Genomic DNA, 15,998 nt, shown 5'->3' with positions numbered 1-15,998 from the left:
GTTTGAGCATTGCCGAATACCGAAAAGTCAATGTAGCGTGAGATTGAAACTGTCCCAAAAAACGTCCGCATCCCCTTTTGTCTATTAACGCCATCTCTGCACACCAAAAGAGGCCCTCCCCGTCATTGGGAACGGCCTCTTTAAACGTTTATAGGAGCTTAGTAGCTACCCCTAAAACATGCTCGAAACTGTCTGCAGTCCAAGTACTGCATCCAGAGAAAGCGCCACACACACGATGGACAAGTAGTTGTTCGACATAAAGAACAGCTTCATCGGCTTAATCTTGCCACCGGTCTTCACGTGGCGGTGTAGGTCAATGGCACCCCACAGGAACCAAGCACCAGCGCCAACGGCACCAATCAGATAAATCCAACCAGCGTACGGAACCAATAGCAGAGTGGTAATCACGGTCGCGCCGGTGTAGTAAATAATGCGCTTGGAAACGACGATTGCCGGCTTGACCACCGGCATCATCGGCACCCCCGCGGCTTTGTAGTCCTCCTTGTAGCGAAGACCCAATGCCCAGGTGTGCGGCGGAGTCCAGAAGAAGATGAGCAAGAACAGGATGAATGCCTGCCACCAGTGGGCCAGCCCCGTAATTTCCGGGTTGTTGTCAGTGATTACGGCCCAGCCGACCATCACCGGCATACAGCCCGCAGCGCCACCCCAAATGACGTTCTGATCAGTACGGCGCTTCAACCATAGCGTGTAGACGAAGATGTAGAACGCAATCGTAATCAGAATGAAAACTGCCGCTAGCAGCGAGTTACACAGCAGCCACAGCCACAGGAACGATGCAATCATCAAGATGGTGCCGAAAATCGCTGCCGCGCGACGGCTAACCTGGTTGCGTGCGAGCGGGCGACGTCGAGTGCGGCGCATCTTCTGGTCGATGTCGTAATCCATGACCATGTTGAAGGTGTGTGCGGCCGCTGCGCCCATCCAACCACCGAACAGGGTGAGAAGAATCAGTCCAACGTGTACATGACCGCGATCAGCCTGAAGCATTGCGGGAATGGCCGCGACGAGCAGGAGCTCAATAATTCTTGGCTTAGTCAGTGCAATATACGCCTTGACTGTGTCCAACAAAGCAATGTCCCTTTCACGCGCCATAAACAAACCCCCCGAATACTAATAGTCGGATGTAACGGCCGGAAAGTTCCCGACGAGTTTTTCCGCAAAATAAAATGAGGGGTAGGCAATTAGTTTACCGGTAATCATAACGGTTCCAACAATGCCCGTCGTGAAGCACGTGCGGCGCGCCCCTCCAACACTTCACCGCTTGCCTATTCGGCCCGGTTTAAACCGAGCGCACGTATTCCTAGTTAGTATGGAGGAGATCTTTACTAATCCATTTGGATACTAGGAGTCATTTACGTGACACTGTCGACTGAGCATGAAGCACGGGTTGTTCGCAACTACCCCTCGGACTGGTCTGATTTGGACACGAAGGCTGTAGATACGGCCCGTGTGCTGGCTGCAGACGCCGTGGAAAAAGCAGGTTCGGGTCACCCGGGCACTGCTATGAGCCTCGCACCGCTGGCTTACTCTCTCTACCAGCGCGTTATGCGCCATGACCCGAAGGATACGAAGTGGATTGGCCGCGACCGATTCATTCTCTCCTGCGGTCACACCTCGCTGACGCAGTATATCCAGCTCTACCTGGGCGGTTTCGGTCTGGAGCTCGATGACCTGAAGGCTCTGCGCACGTGGGATGCCCTCACCCCGGGCCACCCGGAGTACGGCCACACTGACGGCGTGGAAATCACCACTGGTCCGCTGGGTCAGGGTCTGGCGTCGGCTGTCGGTTTCGCCATGGCTTCGCGACGGGAACGTGGGCTGTTCGACCCGGAAGCTGCTCCGGGCGACTCTCCGTTCGACCACTACGTGTACGTCATTGCTTCTGATGGTGACGTGCAGGAGGGTGTCACTGCTGAGGCCTGCTCGCTGGCTGGTACGCAGCAGCTGGGCAACCTGATTGTCTTCTGGGATGACAACGGCATCTCCATCGAGGACGACACCACTATTGCTTTTACGGAGAATGTGGCTGACCGCTACCGTTCTTACGGCTGGCAGGTCATCGAGGTCGACGGCGGCGAGGATGTCGCAGCTCTTGAGGCCGCTGTTGAGGAGGCCAAGAAGGATACGGAGCGTCCGACCTTCATTCGCGTTCGTACCGTGATTGCGTACCCGGCTCCGACCAAGATGAACACCGGCGCTTCGCACGGTGCTGCTCTTGGTGGCGAAGAGATTGTCGGTATTAAGGAAGCTCTCGGCTTCGATACCGACAAGAACTTCGACGTCGCTGACGAGGTCATTGAGCACACCCGCAAGCTTGTTGAGCGCGGTGCCGAGGCTCACGCCCAGTGGCAGGTCAAGTTCGACGAGTGGGCTGCGGCCAACCCGGAGCGCAAGGCTCTGCTGGATCGCCTGACCGCTGGTGAGCTGCCTGAGGGCTTCGACGCTGAGCTACCGACTTGGGAGCCGGATGAGAAGGGCGTTGCAACCCGCAAGGCTTCCGAGGCTGCGCTGCAGGCACTGGGTAAGGCCCTGCCGGAGCTGTGGGGTGGCTCGGCCGACCTGGCTGGCTCCAACAACACTGTCCTGAAGGGTGAGCCGTCCTTCGGCCCGAAGTCCATCACCACCGGAACCTGGACCACCGATCCGTACGGTCGAAACCTGCACTTCGGTATTCGTGAGCACGCCATGGGCTCAATCCTCAACGGTATCCTGCTCCACGGTGGCACCCGTCCGTACGGCGGCACCTTCCTCATCTTCTCGGACTACATGCGTCCGGCTGTCCGCCTGGCATCGCTGATGGGCATCTCCCCCATTTATGTCTGGACCCACGACTCCATTGGTCTGGGCGAGGACGGCCCGACGCACCAGCCTATTGAGCAGCTGGCTTCGCTGCGCGCTATCCCGGGTGTGTCCACTGTCCGTCCGGCTGACGCTAACGAGACCGCTCAGGCTTGGGCGGCTGTTCTCGAAGGCGAGGCAGGTCCGAAGGCTCTGGCTCTGACCCGCCAGAACGTCCCGGTCCTGGAAGGCACCAAGGAAAAGGCCGCCGAGGGTGTCCGTCGTGGTGCGTACGTGCTTGTCGACGGCACCAAGGAGACCCCGGACGTCATCCTCATGGGTACTGGCTCGGAGGTTCACCTCGCTGTCGAGGCCGCTGAGAAGTTGGCTGCGGAAGGCGTCAGCGCCCGCGTTGTCTCCGTCCCGTGTCTTGACTGGTTTGAGCAGCAGGATGAGGCCTACCGTGAGCAGGTCCTGCCGAAGGCGGTCCGCGCTCGTGTTTCGGTTGAGGCCGGTATTGCTATGCCGTGGTACCGCCACCTGGGCGACGCTGGTCGCGCAGTCTCCTTGGAACACTTCGGTGCCTCGGCTCCGTACAAGGAGCTGTTCGAGCAGTTCGGCATCACCGCCGACGCTGTTGTCGACGCGGCCAAGGAGTCCATCGAGGCTGCTAAGTAAGTTTGTTCAACCTGGCGCTATCGGCTGATGCCGGGACGGGATTTGTAGAAACCGTACCGGCGCTCCGGTGGCGCCAGTATTGTTTGTGTCGCACAGTAGTTTAAAGACGGATAATTTTTAGAGAAGTCTTTAGACAGCGAAGCGGTTTAGACAGAAAGGCGTTAAACACTATGGGAAACACCACGATGGAAGCACTCGCCAAGGTAGGAACCTCGGCGTGGCTCGACGATCTTTCGCGCCAGCGTCTCACCTCGGGCGATTTGAAGAACCTCATCGATGAACTGCGGGTGGTTGGTGTCACCACTAACCCGGCTATCTTCTCTTCGGCGATGACCGCTGGTGAGGACTATGACTCTCAGCTGGCGCAGCTCACCGCTGAGCGCGCGAACCCGTCAGAAGCTGTGTTCGCCATGGCTATCGACGATGTCCGCGATGCCTGTGATCTCTTCGCCGGTGTGGCTGAGGATACCGACGGTGTCGATGGCCGTGTTTCTATCGAGGTCGATCCTCGTTACGCCGACAACTACGAGGCCACGATTGCGCAGGCCCGTGAGCTCTGGGAACGCGTCGACAAGCAAAATGCGATGATTAAGATTCCGGCGACCGACGCCTCCTTGCCGGCAGTCACCGAGGCTTTGTCCGAGGGTATTTCGGTGAACGTCACCCTGATTTTCTCGGTGGAGCGATACCTGCAGGTAATCGATGCGTTCATTGAGGGCATTGAGCGTGCGAAGGACAACGGTGTGGACCTGGATTCGGTTCACTCAGTTGCTTCGCTGTTCGTTTCCCGCGTTGACACTGAGATTGATGCTCGCCTGGAAAAGATCGGCTCGGAAGAGGCCTTGGCTTTGCGTGGCAAGGCCGGTCTGGCCAATGCCCGCGCTGCCTACGCCAAGTTCGAGGAGGCTTTCTCGGCGCAGAATATTCGCTGGGCGCAGCTGGAGAACGCCGGCGCTAAGCCGCAGCGCCTGCTGTGGGCTTCCACCGGTGTGAAGAACCCGGCTTACCCGGACACCCTTTACGTGACTGAGCTGGCTGCTCCGCAGACCGTGAACACCATGCCTGAAAAGACGCTGCGCGCTGCTGCGGGCTTCGAGGGTGAGGTTCGCGATGCCGTCAGCGGTCAGGGTGAGGCAGCCAATGCCGTTATGACCCAGCTCAGCGAGATTGGTATCGACCTGGATGACGTCTTCGCTGTCCTGGAGCGCGAGGGCGTGGAGAAGTTTGTGGATTCCTGGCAGTCCCTGCTCGACTCTATTGCACAGCGCATGGAACAGCTGCACGAACCCTGCTAATTATCTAGCTGCCTGTTGGTAGCGGCCGCGTTTATGGCTGGCGCCAGCGGGTCGATCAACGATGCGAGTTACTGACTGCGCTTATGGCAAAAATGGTCCGAAAAATAGCCTGAAAGTGTCATAAACTTGCACAGTTTCACATGTGCAGCTCGTGTTTTTCGGCCCGTAAGCTGCGCACAAAAAGCTCCCCCGCGGGGAGCTTTTTGGCTGTTAGGCCTCGGTGAAGCCGGGGTGCACGGCGGGCAGTGGGCGTTTGTCTTTCTTTAAGGCCCAGGCCATCACGACCGCGGAAACCACGGTGATGAGCGAGGCGAAGATTGGCACGCCCGGCCAGGGGGCTCCCGGGATGGAATCGGTCGCGTCCAGCAGAAAGCTGAAGAGGAAGAGTGCGACCAGCGCCAAGCCGATGGTAATCGATCCCGCGCGAATGCCCTTCGTGCCGGCGACGGTCCCAATCGCGGTGCCCGCCACGGTGGCCATGAGGAAGCTCAAGAAGACGCACAGGGCCGTGAGCAGAATCGTGGTGTAGTTCTGCCCAGAATCCTCAATCATGTACATCGCCCCGTTGGTGTCCGGGTACATAGCCGGGCCGGAGGTAACGATGAAGCTATCGAATGAACGGTAGTAACCGGACTTCTTCTGCTCGCTGACCATCGCCGCGACGATGAAGGCGGTGGCCACCAGCGATGTACCCAGGATCGCGATGATTGCGGAGCGCACCCAGCGGGCTGTGCTCACTCCATAGTCGCGCAGGGTGACCGAGCGTCGGGCGGTGATGAGGAAGAGGATGCCCAGCGCGGCGATGCCCAGCAGCGTGTTGCCGGTACCGCTGCCTACGAGCATGCGCCCGAAAGCCGAGTAAATGATGGCCACAGCGGTAATACCGAGGAAGGTTTTCCTGTTGGTTGCGATGAAAGCTCCGGTGCTCATTTCTTGCTCCTTTCGATGTAAGAGGAAGTGCTGGCGAGGTCGATGAGGTCTACGGGTTCGAGGTAGCTGACCTCAACGCCGAGGGCGCGGGCATGCGCAGCGGCAGACGAGCTGAGCGCAGTAGCCAGGATGGCCTCGCAGCGCTCACCGAGGGTTTTCTTAGCGAGCACCGGACCGGTCACCTGGGCCACGAGGTCGGCAGGGCCGCGCAGCACCGGATGGGTAGCGCGCAGCTTTTCGACGTCATAAGGTCCGTACGCATCCTGCTTGTGGATGACAATCAAGGTGTCCACCAAGCCGGCGAGGTCCTGGGAGTGCTGCGAGGTGACCACAATGTCGGCCGATTCGGCAGCGTCGATAAGCATGCTGCGCAACGTGGTGCGGTGGTCGACATCGAGGCCGTTGAAGGGTTCGTCGAAAAGCAATGCTTGCTTGCCCGATGCCAGGGTTGCTACGGCGATGAGCAGTTGGCGCTGGCCCAGGCTGAGTTGCTTGATGGGTGTGTCGGCGGGGAAATCGAGGAGAGACTCCGCGTGGGACACATCGAGCTGATCCCAGCCCGTGCGCAAGATGTGGAAATATTCGCGCGGGGTGGCGCCGAAGATTTGGGTGTCGGGTGCCGCCTTCGCCAGGGCAGCCGTGGGCAGTTGCGCGAGGGTGTGAAGGTAGTAGGTCTTACCGGCACCGTTGGGGCCGATCACGCCGTAGATACTCATTTTTCCTCCTCCAGCATGGCGATGATGTCGTGGAGCGTGAGGCCGAGGACGCCGGCCTCCGCTTTTAGTGGCTCGATGTAGGTACGCTGAAACGCTTCACGACGCTCAGCTCGAATGCGCTCCCGGGCGCCTGGAGTGACAAACATGCCGAGACCTCTTTTCTTCTCTACGAGCCCCACCATCGACAGTTCTGTCATGGCCTTGGCGGCCGTGGTGGGATTGACCTGATAGAACTCCGAGAGCTCCTTGGTTGAGGGGGCGCGGTTCTCAGCCGCGAGCTCCCCGGACAGGATTAGTGATTTCAGATCCTCGGCAATCTGGATATAGATGGGCCGAGGGTCCGCCTCCTTCGCCTGCATATCCACCTCCATGGTTTACGGGTATACCACCTATGTCATAAACCTAAAGCAAAAGAAAGGGGCCTGTCAAGGCCCCACCGGAGGAATCGGAAACTATTCCACCGGACTTTTCTCGATATGACATTATGTAAACCGTGAGTGATTCTCTGCAACACAACGGTCCGAACTCCCCTACTGCCGGTTCTCCGCGCAACGGGGACGAGAGCACCAGCCACAGCAGCTATGTGAATCCGCTGCGCGACCCGCAGGATAAGCGCCTGCCGCGCATTGCCGGTCCGGGTGGCATGGTGATCTTCGGAGTGACGGGCGATCTGGCCCGGAAGAAGCTCCTGCCTGCTATTTATGACCTGGCCAACCGCGGCCTACTGCCGGCCTCCTTTGCGCTGGTCGGCTATGGCCGTCGCGAATGGTCCAAGCAGGATTTTGAGGATTATGTGCGCGCAGCGGTGAAAGACGGAGCCCGCACAGATTTCCGCGAGAGTGTCTGGCAGCGCCTGGCTGAGGGAATTCACTTTGTAACCGGTACCTTCACCGACGACGAAGCATTCGACCGCTTGGCCGCACAACTCGAGGAACTAGATCGCTCCCGCGGTACCGCTGGCAACTGGGCCTACTACCTGTCCATTCCGCCAGCTAACTTCCCCGATGTCTGCCATCAGCTCGACCGTTCGGGGCTTGCTCAGTCGGGCGAGGACTACTGGCGCCGCGTCATTATTGAGAAACCATTCGGCCACGACCTGGCCTCTGCACAGGAACTGAACCGGATTGTGAACTCAGTCTTCCCAGAAGACGCTGTTTTCCGCATCGACCACTATCTGGGCAAGGAAACCGTCCAGAATATTCTGGCCATGCGTTTTGCCAACCAGTTGTTCGATCCGATGTGGAATTCCCACTACATTGACCATGTCCAAATCACCATGGCTGAGGACATCGGTCTGGGCGGTCGCGCCGGCTACTACGACGGTATTGGTGCGGCTCGTGACGTGATTCAGAACCACCTACTCCAGCTCCTGGCGCTGGTGGCAATGGAGGAGCCCATCGCTTTTACCCCGGAAGAGCTACAGGCAGAGAAGATTAAGGTGCTGCGCGCTGTTGAACCAGTGCGTCCATTTTCGAAGTACACCGCTCGCGGCCAGTACACGGCGGATTGGCAGGGCAGCAACTTTGTGCCGGGTCTGCGAGACGAGGAAGGGTTCGATCCCGAGTCCACAACGGAGACCTACGCCGCCTGTACGCTGCAGATTAACTCCCGTCGCTGGGCTGGAGTTCCCTTCTACCTGCGCACCGGCAAGCGCCTCGGTCGTCGCGTCACTGAAATCGCGTTGGTCTTTAAATCCGCACCACACCTGCCTTTTGCAGAGACGATGACCGCTGCGCTCGGCCAGAACGCCATGGTCATCCGAGTCCAGCCCGACGAAGGTGTGCTCATGCGATTCGGATCGAAGGTGCCGGGCTCGGCTATGGAGGTCCGCGATGTCAACATGGACTTCTCTTACTCCGAGGTGTTCACTGAGCAGTCGCCAGAAGCCTACGAGCGCCTGATTCTGGATGCGCTTCTCGACGAAGCCAGCCTCTTCCCCACCAATGAGGAAGTCGAGCTGTCTTGGAAGATTCTTGACCCCATCATCGAGTACTGGGCCAAGCGCGGTCGGCCAGAGGGCTACCCCGCAGGTTCGTGGGGGCCCTCCTCCGCTGACCACATGCTCGAGCGCGACGGTCGCGCTTGGCGACGGCCATAGGTTGCCAACCTCTCACTTCTTAAGAATTTTCTGACAGAAAGAACACTTTCATGATCGTCAATTTGCCCGATACTGACACCGCAGCCATTGCTCGTCAGTTGGTGCAGCTTCGAGAGCAGGGCGGCATTGTCACCACAGGCCGTGTCCTCACCCTGATTGTTTTGGCCAAGAGCGAAGATGACCTGGAAAACATTATTTCTACGGTTAACTCGGTGTCCCGTGAGCACCCGTCCCGTGTGCTGGTATTGGTCTCCGATGATCCACGCCTGGACAATCGCCTCGACGCGGAGCTCCGCGTCGGTGGTGATGCCGGTGCCGCTGAAATCGTCGTCATGCACATGTCCGGTGAGATTGGTCAACACCACAGTTCGGTAGTAACTCCCCTGTTGCTACCGGACACGCCGGTTGTGGCGTGGTGGCCGTCCGAGGCCCCACAGGTACCGGCGGCAACACCAATTGGTCGGATTGCACAGCGTCGCATCACCGATTCGTTGTGTGACCCGAATAGCAACGCCATCTACACGCGCCGCACGGGCTACACGCCGGGTGATTCCGATTTGAGCTGGTCGCGGCTGACGAACTGGCGCGGTGTGTTGGCCTCGGCCTTTGACCTGCCGCCGCACTCGCCTGTGACATCCGTATCCATCTACGGCCCACAGGAGTCCCCGTCGGTGGAGGTTGCCGCAGGGTGGTTGGCCGATCGCCTGGGGCTGCCGGTCAATCGGTACTCCACCGGTGAGAAGAAAATTCCGGTGGACGAAAAGGGGCGCGCTAAGCCGCCGGTAACCTCTGTGGCCTTCGAACGCGAAAATGGTCAGACCTTGCGTGTCGATATTGAAAGCGCCACCACCGCATCGGTCACAAACGGTGATCAGCCACCGTTCAAGGTCGCACTGTCGCGTCCGACGCGCTCCGAGTGTTTGGCTGAAGAGCTGCGTCACCTCGATCACGATACTGCCTACGGACGTGCTCTGCGCGGTCTCAGCCAGATCCACACCGTGGGTATGCAGCCTCCAACGTCCACAGCTACCAGCTTCGAGAACGAACCAGGAGTCTCTGACAAGTGACCACCGATAACGCCTCCAACACTGCCCCTGCCCCTCAGTTCCACCGCGCCGCAGACCAGGCCGGCATCGTCGACGCGGCACGTCAGCGCTTCGTCGATGCGGTCACTGCTGTCCAGAACGGCGATGCCCCTGCAGTTACCGATGACGGTTTCGCACGTGTCGTCCTCACCGGAGGCGGTGCTGGAACCGCGCTGCTCAGTGCGCTTGCCGACGACTCCGGAGACATCGACTGGAATCGAGTCCTGGTGTTTTTCGGAGATGAACGCTTCGTCGCTGCTGACTCAGCAGACCGTAATGCGCTAGCGGCACGTGAACGACTCCTGTCCCCTGTCTGCGTACCGGAGGAGAACATCTTCGAGTTTGCGGCCGCAGACGGCGGTGTGACCACCACTGAGGCTGCCGAAAGCTACGAGGCTATCCTCCGGGAAAAGGCTCCGAATGGCTTTGACCTCCATCTGCTTGGCATGGGTGGCGAGGGACACATCAACTCGATTTTCCCGCACACCGCCGCGCTCGCGGAGCAGGAACGCCTGGTCGTAGATGTCCACAACTGCCCGAAGCCACCGCCGACCCGTATCACGCTGACTATGCCGGCAATCGCCAGTTCGCAGCGTGTGTGGTTGCTGGTAGCAGGTGGCGAGAAGACTGAGGCAATTGCAGCTATTGCTACGCAGGATGATCCTGCTCAGTGGCCAGCAGCCGGTGTCCGAGGCGTCCAGGAGACCATTGTCTTTGTCGATGACGCTGCGGCTGCGGAGCTCTAAGTTGCCTCTGTTCTGCTAAGCCCAGAAACAGCGAATTCCCGTCGATAAGCGAGAGGCTATCGACGGGAATTTTATTACGTAAAGGCCCGCGGTAGGCGTGCTGCGTGCGGAACTTACCAGCCGAAGGTGTTGAACAGCAGCAACAGGACAATGCAGAGCAACCAGATAATCACGGTTACAATAGTGACGCGGTCGAGGTTCTTCTCCACCACCGTCGAACCGGACAGGTTCGACTGCATGCCGCCACCAAAAAGGCTGGACAGTCCGCCACCCTTACCCTTGTGGAGCAGGATGAACAGCGTCATCAAGATGGATGTGATGACCAGGACAATCTGAATGGCGAGGTACACGCGCACTTCCTTTTGAAACGTCGCTTCTTTAAGAACTCCAACTATACTAGCGCAATTACTCCGCTGGCTAGGTATCCCTAGCCGTATTGCTAGGCGAATTCCTACCCGGAGTTGCGCAGTGCAGTTGCCAGTCCATTCATGGTCAGCTGAATGCCCCGACGCACCTTGTCGCGATTATCACCGGCACGGTAGCGGCGCAGCATTTCCAACTGGATGATGTTCAACGGCATGAGGTACGGGAAGCGCATGTCCACCGAGCGCTTGAGCAGCGGGTTGTCCTCCAACAGGTGCTTGTACCCGGTTACCTTCAGGAACATCTTCAAAGTCAGGTCGAATTCGGCCTTGATGATGCCGTAGATACGCTCACCGTCGGCCTTGTCCTTGCACAGGCTGGCGTAAGCACGGGCCAGGTTCAGGTCGGCCTTGGACATCACCTGTGCCATGTTCGACAGCACCGAGTTGAAGAAAGGCCAATCTTCGTTGAGCTGGCGGAGCTCAGCCAGGCGAGAGCCGTCCTCGTCGTCACCTATCCACTGCTGCAGCGCAGTGCCGACACCGAACCAGCCCGGCACCATGGAACGCTGCTGGGACCAGGACAGCACCCATGGAATTGCGCGCAGATCAGAGATGGTTTGAGTCTGCTTGCGTGAGGTCGGGCGCGAACCGATGTTCAGGCTGCCAATCTCATCGACCGGAGTCGACGAGGTGAAAAAGTCGATGAAGCCGGCGTCCTCGTGCATAAGCTTCGAGTAGGCCTCACGCGACAGGTCGGAAATCTCCGACATGATTTCGTGAGCGCGAGCCGGGTTCTTCAGATCTCCGACTTCGAGCAGCGTCGACTCGATAGTTGCCGACACCAGCGCGGCGAGGTTCCTGCGAGCCGCAGCAGGGTGACCATACTTCGCTGAGATAATCTCGCCCTGCTCGGTGATACGTACCGATCCCTGGACTGCGCCGGAGGGTTGCGCCAGAATTGCTTCGTAGGAGGGTCCGCCACCACGGCCGACAGTACCGCCGCGGCCATGGAAGAGACGCAGGCGAATGTCGTTGTCCTTCGCGGCCGCCACGATGGCGACCTCCGCGTCGTAAAGCGCCCAGTTTGCAGCGAAGTAGCCACCGTCCTTGTTCGAGTCAGAGTAGCCGAGCATGACTTCCTGCAGGTCACCACGCGCGGAGACGTACGCGCGGTAGACCGGAATATCCCACGCGGCGCGCAGTACCTCTGCGCCAGCCTGTAGGTCTTCGATGGTTTCGAACAGCGGGATGACGTCAACAGAACCGGTCGGCTGAGAGCCATTCGTGCGAATCAGTCCGACTTCCTTGAGCAGAATCATCGGTTCCAACAGGTCAGAGACCGACGTACACATCGAAATGATGCAGTGCGGTACTGCGGCATCGCCGTACTTACGTACTGCCCGCGCTGCTGCACGCATAATCCCCAACTCGCGGGCTGTAGCTTCGGAGAGTTCTGCCGAAGCCGATACCAGAGGGCGGGAGGACTGCAGTTCCTTCGTCAGAAGCTCGACCTTGTCCGCCTCCTTCAGTCCCGCGTAGTTGTCCACGACACCTGCAGCGGCGAACAGCTCAGTGAGGATTTCCTCGTGAGAGTCCGAATTCTGTCGGATATCAATCGAGTACAGATGGAAACCAAATACCTCAATTGAACCGATCAAATCACGCAGGCGGTGATCAGCAATGAGGTCGTCATGGCTGGAGCGCAGCGAGTCGTCGATAATCGACAGCTCCGCCAGCAGTTCCTCGGCGCTTTCGTACGGAGTGAATTCCGACCAGTCGCCCTCAATGATGGACTCATCGAAGAAGTTCACAGCTGTTGCCGCCACACGACCACGGATGCCGTGAACCGCGCGACGGTAAGGCTCATCTTCGCGGTTCGGTACGTCATTGTGACCACGGCTGGCCAGAGCGACCAGATCCACGGTGACCTTGGTCAGGCGGTCACTCAGGCTGAGTTCGCGCTCCAGCAGATGCAGCTGCGCGAAGTAGTGGCGCAGGATGGTGCCGGCTGCCCTGTCCGACGCATAGCGCAGCGTCTCCTCTGTTACGAAGGGGTTGCCGTCGTGGTCACCACCAATCCACGAGCCCATGCGAATAGTCGGGTTTGCCGGCAGCTTGTCGCCGCCGAGCTGACGCAAGTGCTTGACGACGTCTCGGTTAATCTGTGGCACCGCTTCCAGCAGAGAAAGCTGGTAGTAGCGAAGACCAACTTCGACCTCGTCGCGAATATCCGGGCGATTCATGCGGATCAAAGCGGTCTGCCACAGCGTCAGGATGCGGCGGCGAATGTCGGCATCAATCTCAGCGAGTCGATCTGCAGTGCGAGCATTGACAGGTGCCGCCTGAATCTCGTGGCGCTGACGCATTGCAGCCGTGATGTGCTTCTGGACATCGAATACGGTACGGCGACGAGTCTCTGTCGGGTGCGCGGTTAGGACAGGCACAACCTCAATGTGGTCCATCATTTCAGCAATGGCGCTGCTGGAAACCTTGGCGTCGCGTAGCTTCTGCCATGTTGCCTCCAGCGTCGAGTCCTGCGGCGGAGCACCAGCATCGAGGGCAGCTTCGATGCCGAGCTCCTCGTGAAGATCCTCCGCGAGATTCGCTAGTAGAGCGAAATGTGTGAAAGCACGGATGACCGGGTTGGCATCGGCTGGGTCAATGTCGCGGAAAAGTCCGGTGAGCTTCTCGACATCGCCATCACCGCGGTGGAGCTCGAAAGCTGCTCGTCGCGCATTTTCGACCAGGTTAAAGACCTCGTCGCCCTCTTGCTCACGGATTACCTGGCCAAGAATTCGACCCAGGTGGCGAATATCCTCCCAGAGCAGGTCCTGCCGCTGTGCATTCGAGGTGGATGAGGATTGCTCATTGGCAGCTGTCTGTCGGTCAGTCTCACGATGTACTTGTTCGTTCATTGAGCACGTCCTTCAAAAATTGCCGGGCACGTTTCGCGACATGCCGCGGGAAATGAGTTGCGCTGAATTATTGCCAATAGGTGGTCCTGGGTTCGGTACGTCTAAAGGCAATAACCCCGAATCGGTTTTATGAGAATCAATAAAACCAATCCGGGGTCGCGCATGGCGCCTACCTTATCAGTTGCTCTGAATTTATACGTAGTTAGGCGTTCTGGGCGGCATCTGCAGCAAGTGCGCAGAGCTTCGCGAATGCTTCACCGTCGAGCGAAGCGCCGCCGACGAGGCCGCCGTCAACATCAGGCTTGCCGACAATCTCTGCGACATTCTCAGCCTTGACGGAACCGCCGTAGAGAATGCGCATCTCCTTGGCGATGTCCTCATTGCCAATCTCTGCGACAGTCTTACGGATGGCCTCACAGACTTCCTGAGCGTCTGCAGCCGATGCGACCTTACCGGTGCCAATAGCCCAGACCGGCTCGTATGCGATGACGGTTTTGGCAAGCTCAGCATTGGTCAGGTTGGCCAGGGAGCCCTTGACCTGAGCCACAACGTACTCGACGTGCTCTTCAGCCTCGCGGACCTCCAGCGGCTCGCCGACACAGACGATTGGTTTCATGCCCTCGCGCAGTGCTGCCTTGGCCTTCTTGGCAACGAGTTCATCGGTCTCCCCGTGCATGTCGCGGCGCTCGGAGTGTCCGACGACGACCCAGGTGCACCCAAGCTTTGCCAGCATAGAAGCGGAAATCTCGCCGGTGAAGGCGCCAGATTCGTGGATGGAGACATCCTGTGCGCCGTAGGTGACGCTGAGCTTATCGCCCTCTACCAGAGTCTGAACCGAACGCAGATCAGTAAACGGCGGGATGACAGCGACATCAACCTTGTCGTAGTACTCCTTCGGCAGAGCAAAGGCGAGCTTCTGCACCACACCGATAGCCTCGAGATGGTTCAGGTTCATCTTCCAGTTACCAGCAATAAATGGTGTACGTGCCATAGTGGTGGAATTCACTTCCCTATCAATAAGCGGATTTTTACGCGTTGAAAAATCCTGTGGTGGAAAAATCTTAGTCTTCCAGGACGGAGACGCCAGGCAGAGTCTTGCCCTCGAGGAACTCCAGCGAAGCACCGCCACCGGTGGAGATGTGGCTGAAACCATCCTCGTCCAGACCCAGGGTGCGCACTGCAGCTGCGGAGTCGCCGCCACCGACGACGGAGAAGCAACCGTTGTTAGCGGTGGCATCGATGATGGCCTGTGCGACCTCACGAGTACCGGCTGCGAAAGCCTCCATCTCGAAGACTCCCATCGGGCCGTTCCAGAACACGGTCTTGGACTCAGCGAGCACCTTACCGAAGGTCTCAGCGGAAGCCGGTCCGATGTCCAGCCCCATCCAGCCTTCCGGAATCTCGGTGGCTTCGACAACCTTGTGCTCGGCATCTGCAGCGAACTTGTCGGCCACAACCACGTCGGTCGGCAGAACAATCTTGTCGCCGTAGCGCTCCAACAGATCCTTACAGGTGTCAATCATTTCTTCCTGCAGCAGGGATGCGCCCACGGCGTAGCCCTTGGCAGCCAGGAAGGTGAAGCACATGCCGCCGCCGATGACCAGGGAGTCGACCTTAGGCGCGAGGGCCTCAATAACGCCCAGCTTGTCGGAAACCTTGGAACCACCGAGCACGACGGTGTACGGCTTCTCCGGAGTTTCAGCGACCTTGCGCAGAACTTCGAGCTCAGCCTGAACCAGGTTGCCCGCGTAGTGCGGGAGCTTCTTCGCTACGTCGAAGACGGAAGCCTGTGCGCGGTGAACAACGCCGAAACCGTCGGAAACAAAAGCTCCGTCCGGAACGAGTGCAGCCAGCTCTGCAGCAAACGCGGCGCGCTCTGCCTCGTCCTTGGAGGTCTCGCGCGGATCGAAGCGCACGTTCTCCAGCAGGAGCACATCGCCGTCAGTCAGGCCGTTTGCACGCTCGTGTGCATCTTCACCGGAGACATCCCCAGCGAGAGCGACGTACTGGTCCAGGCGCTCCGAAAGAGCTTCAGCAACCGGGGCCAGGGAGAACTCGGACTTAACTTCACCCTTCGGGCGACCGAGGTGTGCCATAACAACGACCTTGGCACCGGCATCGACGAGAGCGGAAAGAGTCGGCAGCGATGCGTCGATACGACCTGGGTCGGTAATAACGCCGTCCTTCAGTGGAACGTTGAAGTCGGAGCGGACGAGGACGTAACGGCCTTCAATACCTTCGTTGATGAGGTCTTTGACAGTCTTAACAGTCATCTGAATGAAATCCTTGTGAAGTGTGTAAAAACGGGCCGTGGGTGGGGTGCCCAATTCAGGCACAACCACCCCGGCCCGTTCGGGGTCTGGGATTAACC

At 58.9% G+C, this 15,998-nt stretch carries 13 protein-coding genes; 5 read left to right on the top strand and 8 right to left on the bottom strand.

The features are described 5' to 3' along the window. Positions 1 to 171 precede the first annotated feature (171 nt). Positions 172 to 1,086, bottom strand: coding sequence for a heme o synthase (locus Q0U90_RS04545; protein WP_297452173.1), 915 nt, complete (start codon positions 1,084 to 1,086; stop codon positions 172 to 174). Between the two features lie 291 nt (positions 1,087 to 1,377). Between Q0U90_RS04545 and tkt the strand changes: the two genes are divergently transcribed. Then, positions 1,378 to 3,477: a transketolase gene (tkt, locus tag Q0U90_RS04540; RefSeq protein ID WP_297452160.1), complete on the top strand. Its 2,100-nt coding sequence runs from the start codon at positions 1,378 to 1,380 to the stop codon at positions 3,475 to 3,477. Between the two features lie 170 nt (positions 3,478 to 3,647). Next, positions 3,648 to 4,772 (top strand): transaldolase, encoded by a 1,125-nt coding sequence (tal, locus tag Q0U90_RS04535; RefSeq protein WP_297452158.1) that lies wholly within the window; start codon positions 3,648 to 3,650, stop codon positions 4,770 to 4,772. Between the two features lie 210 nt (positions 4,773 to 4,982). Here tal and Q0U90_RS04530 read toward each other — a convergent pair whose 3' ends face one another. Genes Q0U90_RS04530 through Q0U90_RS04520 form a run of 3 tightly spaced genes read right to left on the bottom strand, consistent with a single transcriptional unit; the run spans position 4,983 to position 6,777 of the window. Then, positions 4,983 to 5,702, bottom strand: a complete 720-nt coding sequence (locus Q0U90_RS04530; protein ID WP_297452156.1) for a hypothetical protein — start codon at positions 5,700 to 5,702, stop codon at positions 4,983 to 4,985. Continuing rightward, complete coding sequence (locus tag Q0U90_RS04525) at positions 5,699 to 6,418, bottom strand: hypothetical protein (protein WP_297452154.1); 720 nt, start codon at positions 6,416 to 6,418, stop codon at positions 5,699 to 5,701. The genes Q0U90_RS04530 and Q0U90_RS04525 overlap by 4 nt, the downstream gene beginning before the upstream one ends. Next, a complete protein-coding gene (locus Q0U90_RS04520; RefSeq protein ID WP_297452171.1) occupies positions 6,415 to 6,777 on the bottom strand; it encodes a GntR family transcriptional regulator in 363 nt (120 codons plus the stop codon). Before Q0U90_RS04520 ends, Q0U90_RS04525 begins: the two co-directional genes overlap by 4 nt. Positions 6,778 to 6,923: 146 nt before the next feature. On the opposite strand from Q0U90_RS04520, the gene zwf reads away from it, so the two are divergent. The 3 genes from zwf to pgl are packed head-to-tail and all read left to right on the top strand — an operon-like array spanning position 6,924 to position 10,347. Beyond that, complete coding sequence (zwf, locus tag Q0U90_RS04515; protein ID WP_297452169.1) at positions 6,924 to 8,516, top strand: glucose-6-phosphate dehydrogenase; 1,593 nt, start codon at positions 6,924 to 6,926, stop codon at positions 8,514 to 8,516. A gap of 50 nt (positions 8,517 to 8,566) precedes the next feature. Further along, the gene (locus Q0U90_RS04510; protein WP_297452152.1) at positions 8,567 to 9,583 is read left to right on the top strand and encodes a glucose-6-phosphate dehydrogenase assembly protein OpcA; all 1,017 of its coding nucleotides are present in this window, start codon (positions 8,567 to 8,569) and stop codon (positions 9,581 to 9,583) included. Continuing rightward, positions 9,580 to 10,347, top strand: coding sequence for a 6-phosphogluconolactonase (gene pgl, locus Q0U90_RS04505; RefSeq protein WP_297452150.1), 768 nt, complete (start codon positions 9,580 to 9,582; stop codon positions 10,345 to 10,347). The genes Q0U90_RS04510 and pgl overlap by 4 nt, the downstream gene beginning before the upstream one ends. Positions 10,348 to 10,460: 113 nt before the next feature. Here pgl and secG read toward each other — a convergent pair whose 3' ends face one another. The 4 genes from secG to Q0U90_RS04485 all read right to left on the bottom strand — a co-directional run bounded on the left by secG (position 10,461) and on the right by Q0U90_RS04485 (position 15,900). Continuing rightward, entirely contained in the window at positions 10,461 to 10,697 is a 237-nt protein-coding gene (gene secG / locus Q0U90_RS04500) for a preprotein translocase subunit SecG (protein ID WP_005510775.1), read from the bottom strand. A 101-nt stretch (positions 10,698 to 10,798) separates the two neighbouring features. Further along, complete coding sequence (gene ppc, locus Q0U90_RS04495; protein ID WP_297452148.1) at positions 10,799 to 13,627, bottom strand: phosphoenolpyruvate carboxylase; 2,829 nt, start codon at positions 13,625 to 13,627, stop codon at positions 10,799 to 10,801. A 202-nt stretch (positions 13,628 to 13,829) separates the two neighbouring features. Continuing rightward, positions 13,830 to 14,618 (bottom strand): triose-phosphate isomerase, encoded by a 789-nt coding sequence (gene tpiA / locus Q0U90_RS04490; protein WP_297452146.1) that lies wholly within the window; start codon positions 14,616 to 14,618, stop codon positions 13,830 to 13,832. 70 nt (positions 14,619 to 14,688) lie between these two features. Further along, positions 14,689 to 15,900 carry a phosphoglycerate kinase gene (locus Q0U90_RS04485; protein WP_297452143.1) on the bottom strand — a complete coding sequence of 404 codons (1,212 nt, stop codon included), beginning with the start codon at positions 15,898 to 15,900 and terminating at the stop codon, positions 14,689 to 14,691. Positions 15,901 to 15,998: the final 98 nt, after the last annotated feature.

Origin of the sequence: uncultured Corynebacterium sp., from assembly GCF_946998835.1 — a bacterium.
Classification (GTDB): domain Bacteria; phylum Actinomycetota; class Actinomycetes; order Mycobacteriales; family Mycobacteriaceae; genus Corynebacterium.
The sequence above is the reverse complement of the archived record's forward strand: the minus strand, read 5'-3'. Positions and strand labels throughout refer to the sequence as shown.

Excerpts from the sequence above, each read along its gene's own strand:
- ppc (WP_297452148.1), bottom strand. The coding sequence starts at position 13,627 with ATGAACGAACAAGTACATCGTGAGACTGACCGACAGACAGCTGCCAAT.
- Q0U90_RS04485 (WP_297452143.1), bottom strand. The coding sequence starts at position 15,900 with ATGACTGTTAAGACTGTCAAAGACCTCATCAACGAAGGTATTGAAGGC.
- tal (WP_297452158.1), top strand. The coding sequence starts at position 3,648 with ATGGGAAACACCACGATGGAAGCACTCGCCAAGGTAGGAACCTCGGCG.
- Q0U90_RS04520 (WP_297452171.1), bottom strand. The coding sequence starts at position 6,777 with ATGCAGGCGAAGGAGGCGGACCCTCGGCCCATCTATATCCAGATTGCC.
- Q0U90_RS04525 (WP_297452154.1), bottom strand. The coding sequence starts at position 6,418 with ATGAGTATCTACGGCGTGATCGGCCCCAACGGTGCCGGTAAGACCTAC.
- Q0U90_RS04510 (WP_297452152.1), top strand. The coding sequence starts at position 8,567 with ATGATCGTCAATTTGCCCGATACTGACACCGCAGCCATTGCTCGTCAG.
- Q0U90_RS04530 (WP_297452156.1), bottom strand. The coding sequence starts at position 5,702 with ATGAGCACCGGAGCTTTCATCGCAACCAACAGGAAAACCTTCCTCGGT.
- tpiA (WP_297452146.1), bottom strand. The coding sequence starts at position 14,618 with ATGGCACGTACACCATTTATTGCTGGTAACTGGAAGATGAACCTGAAC.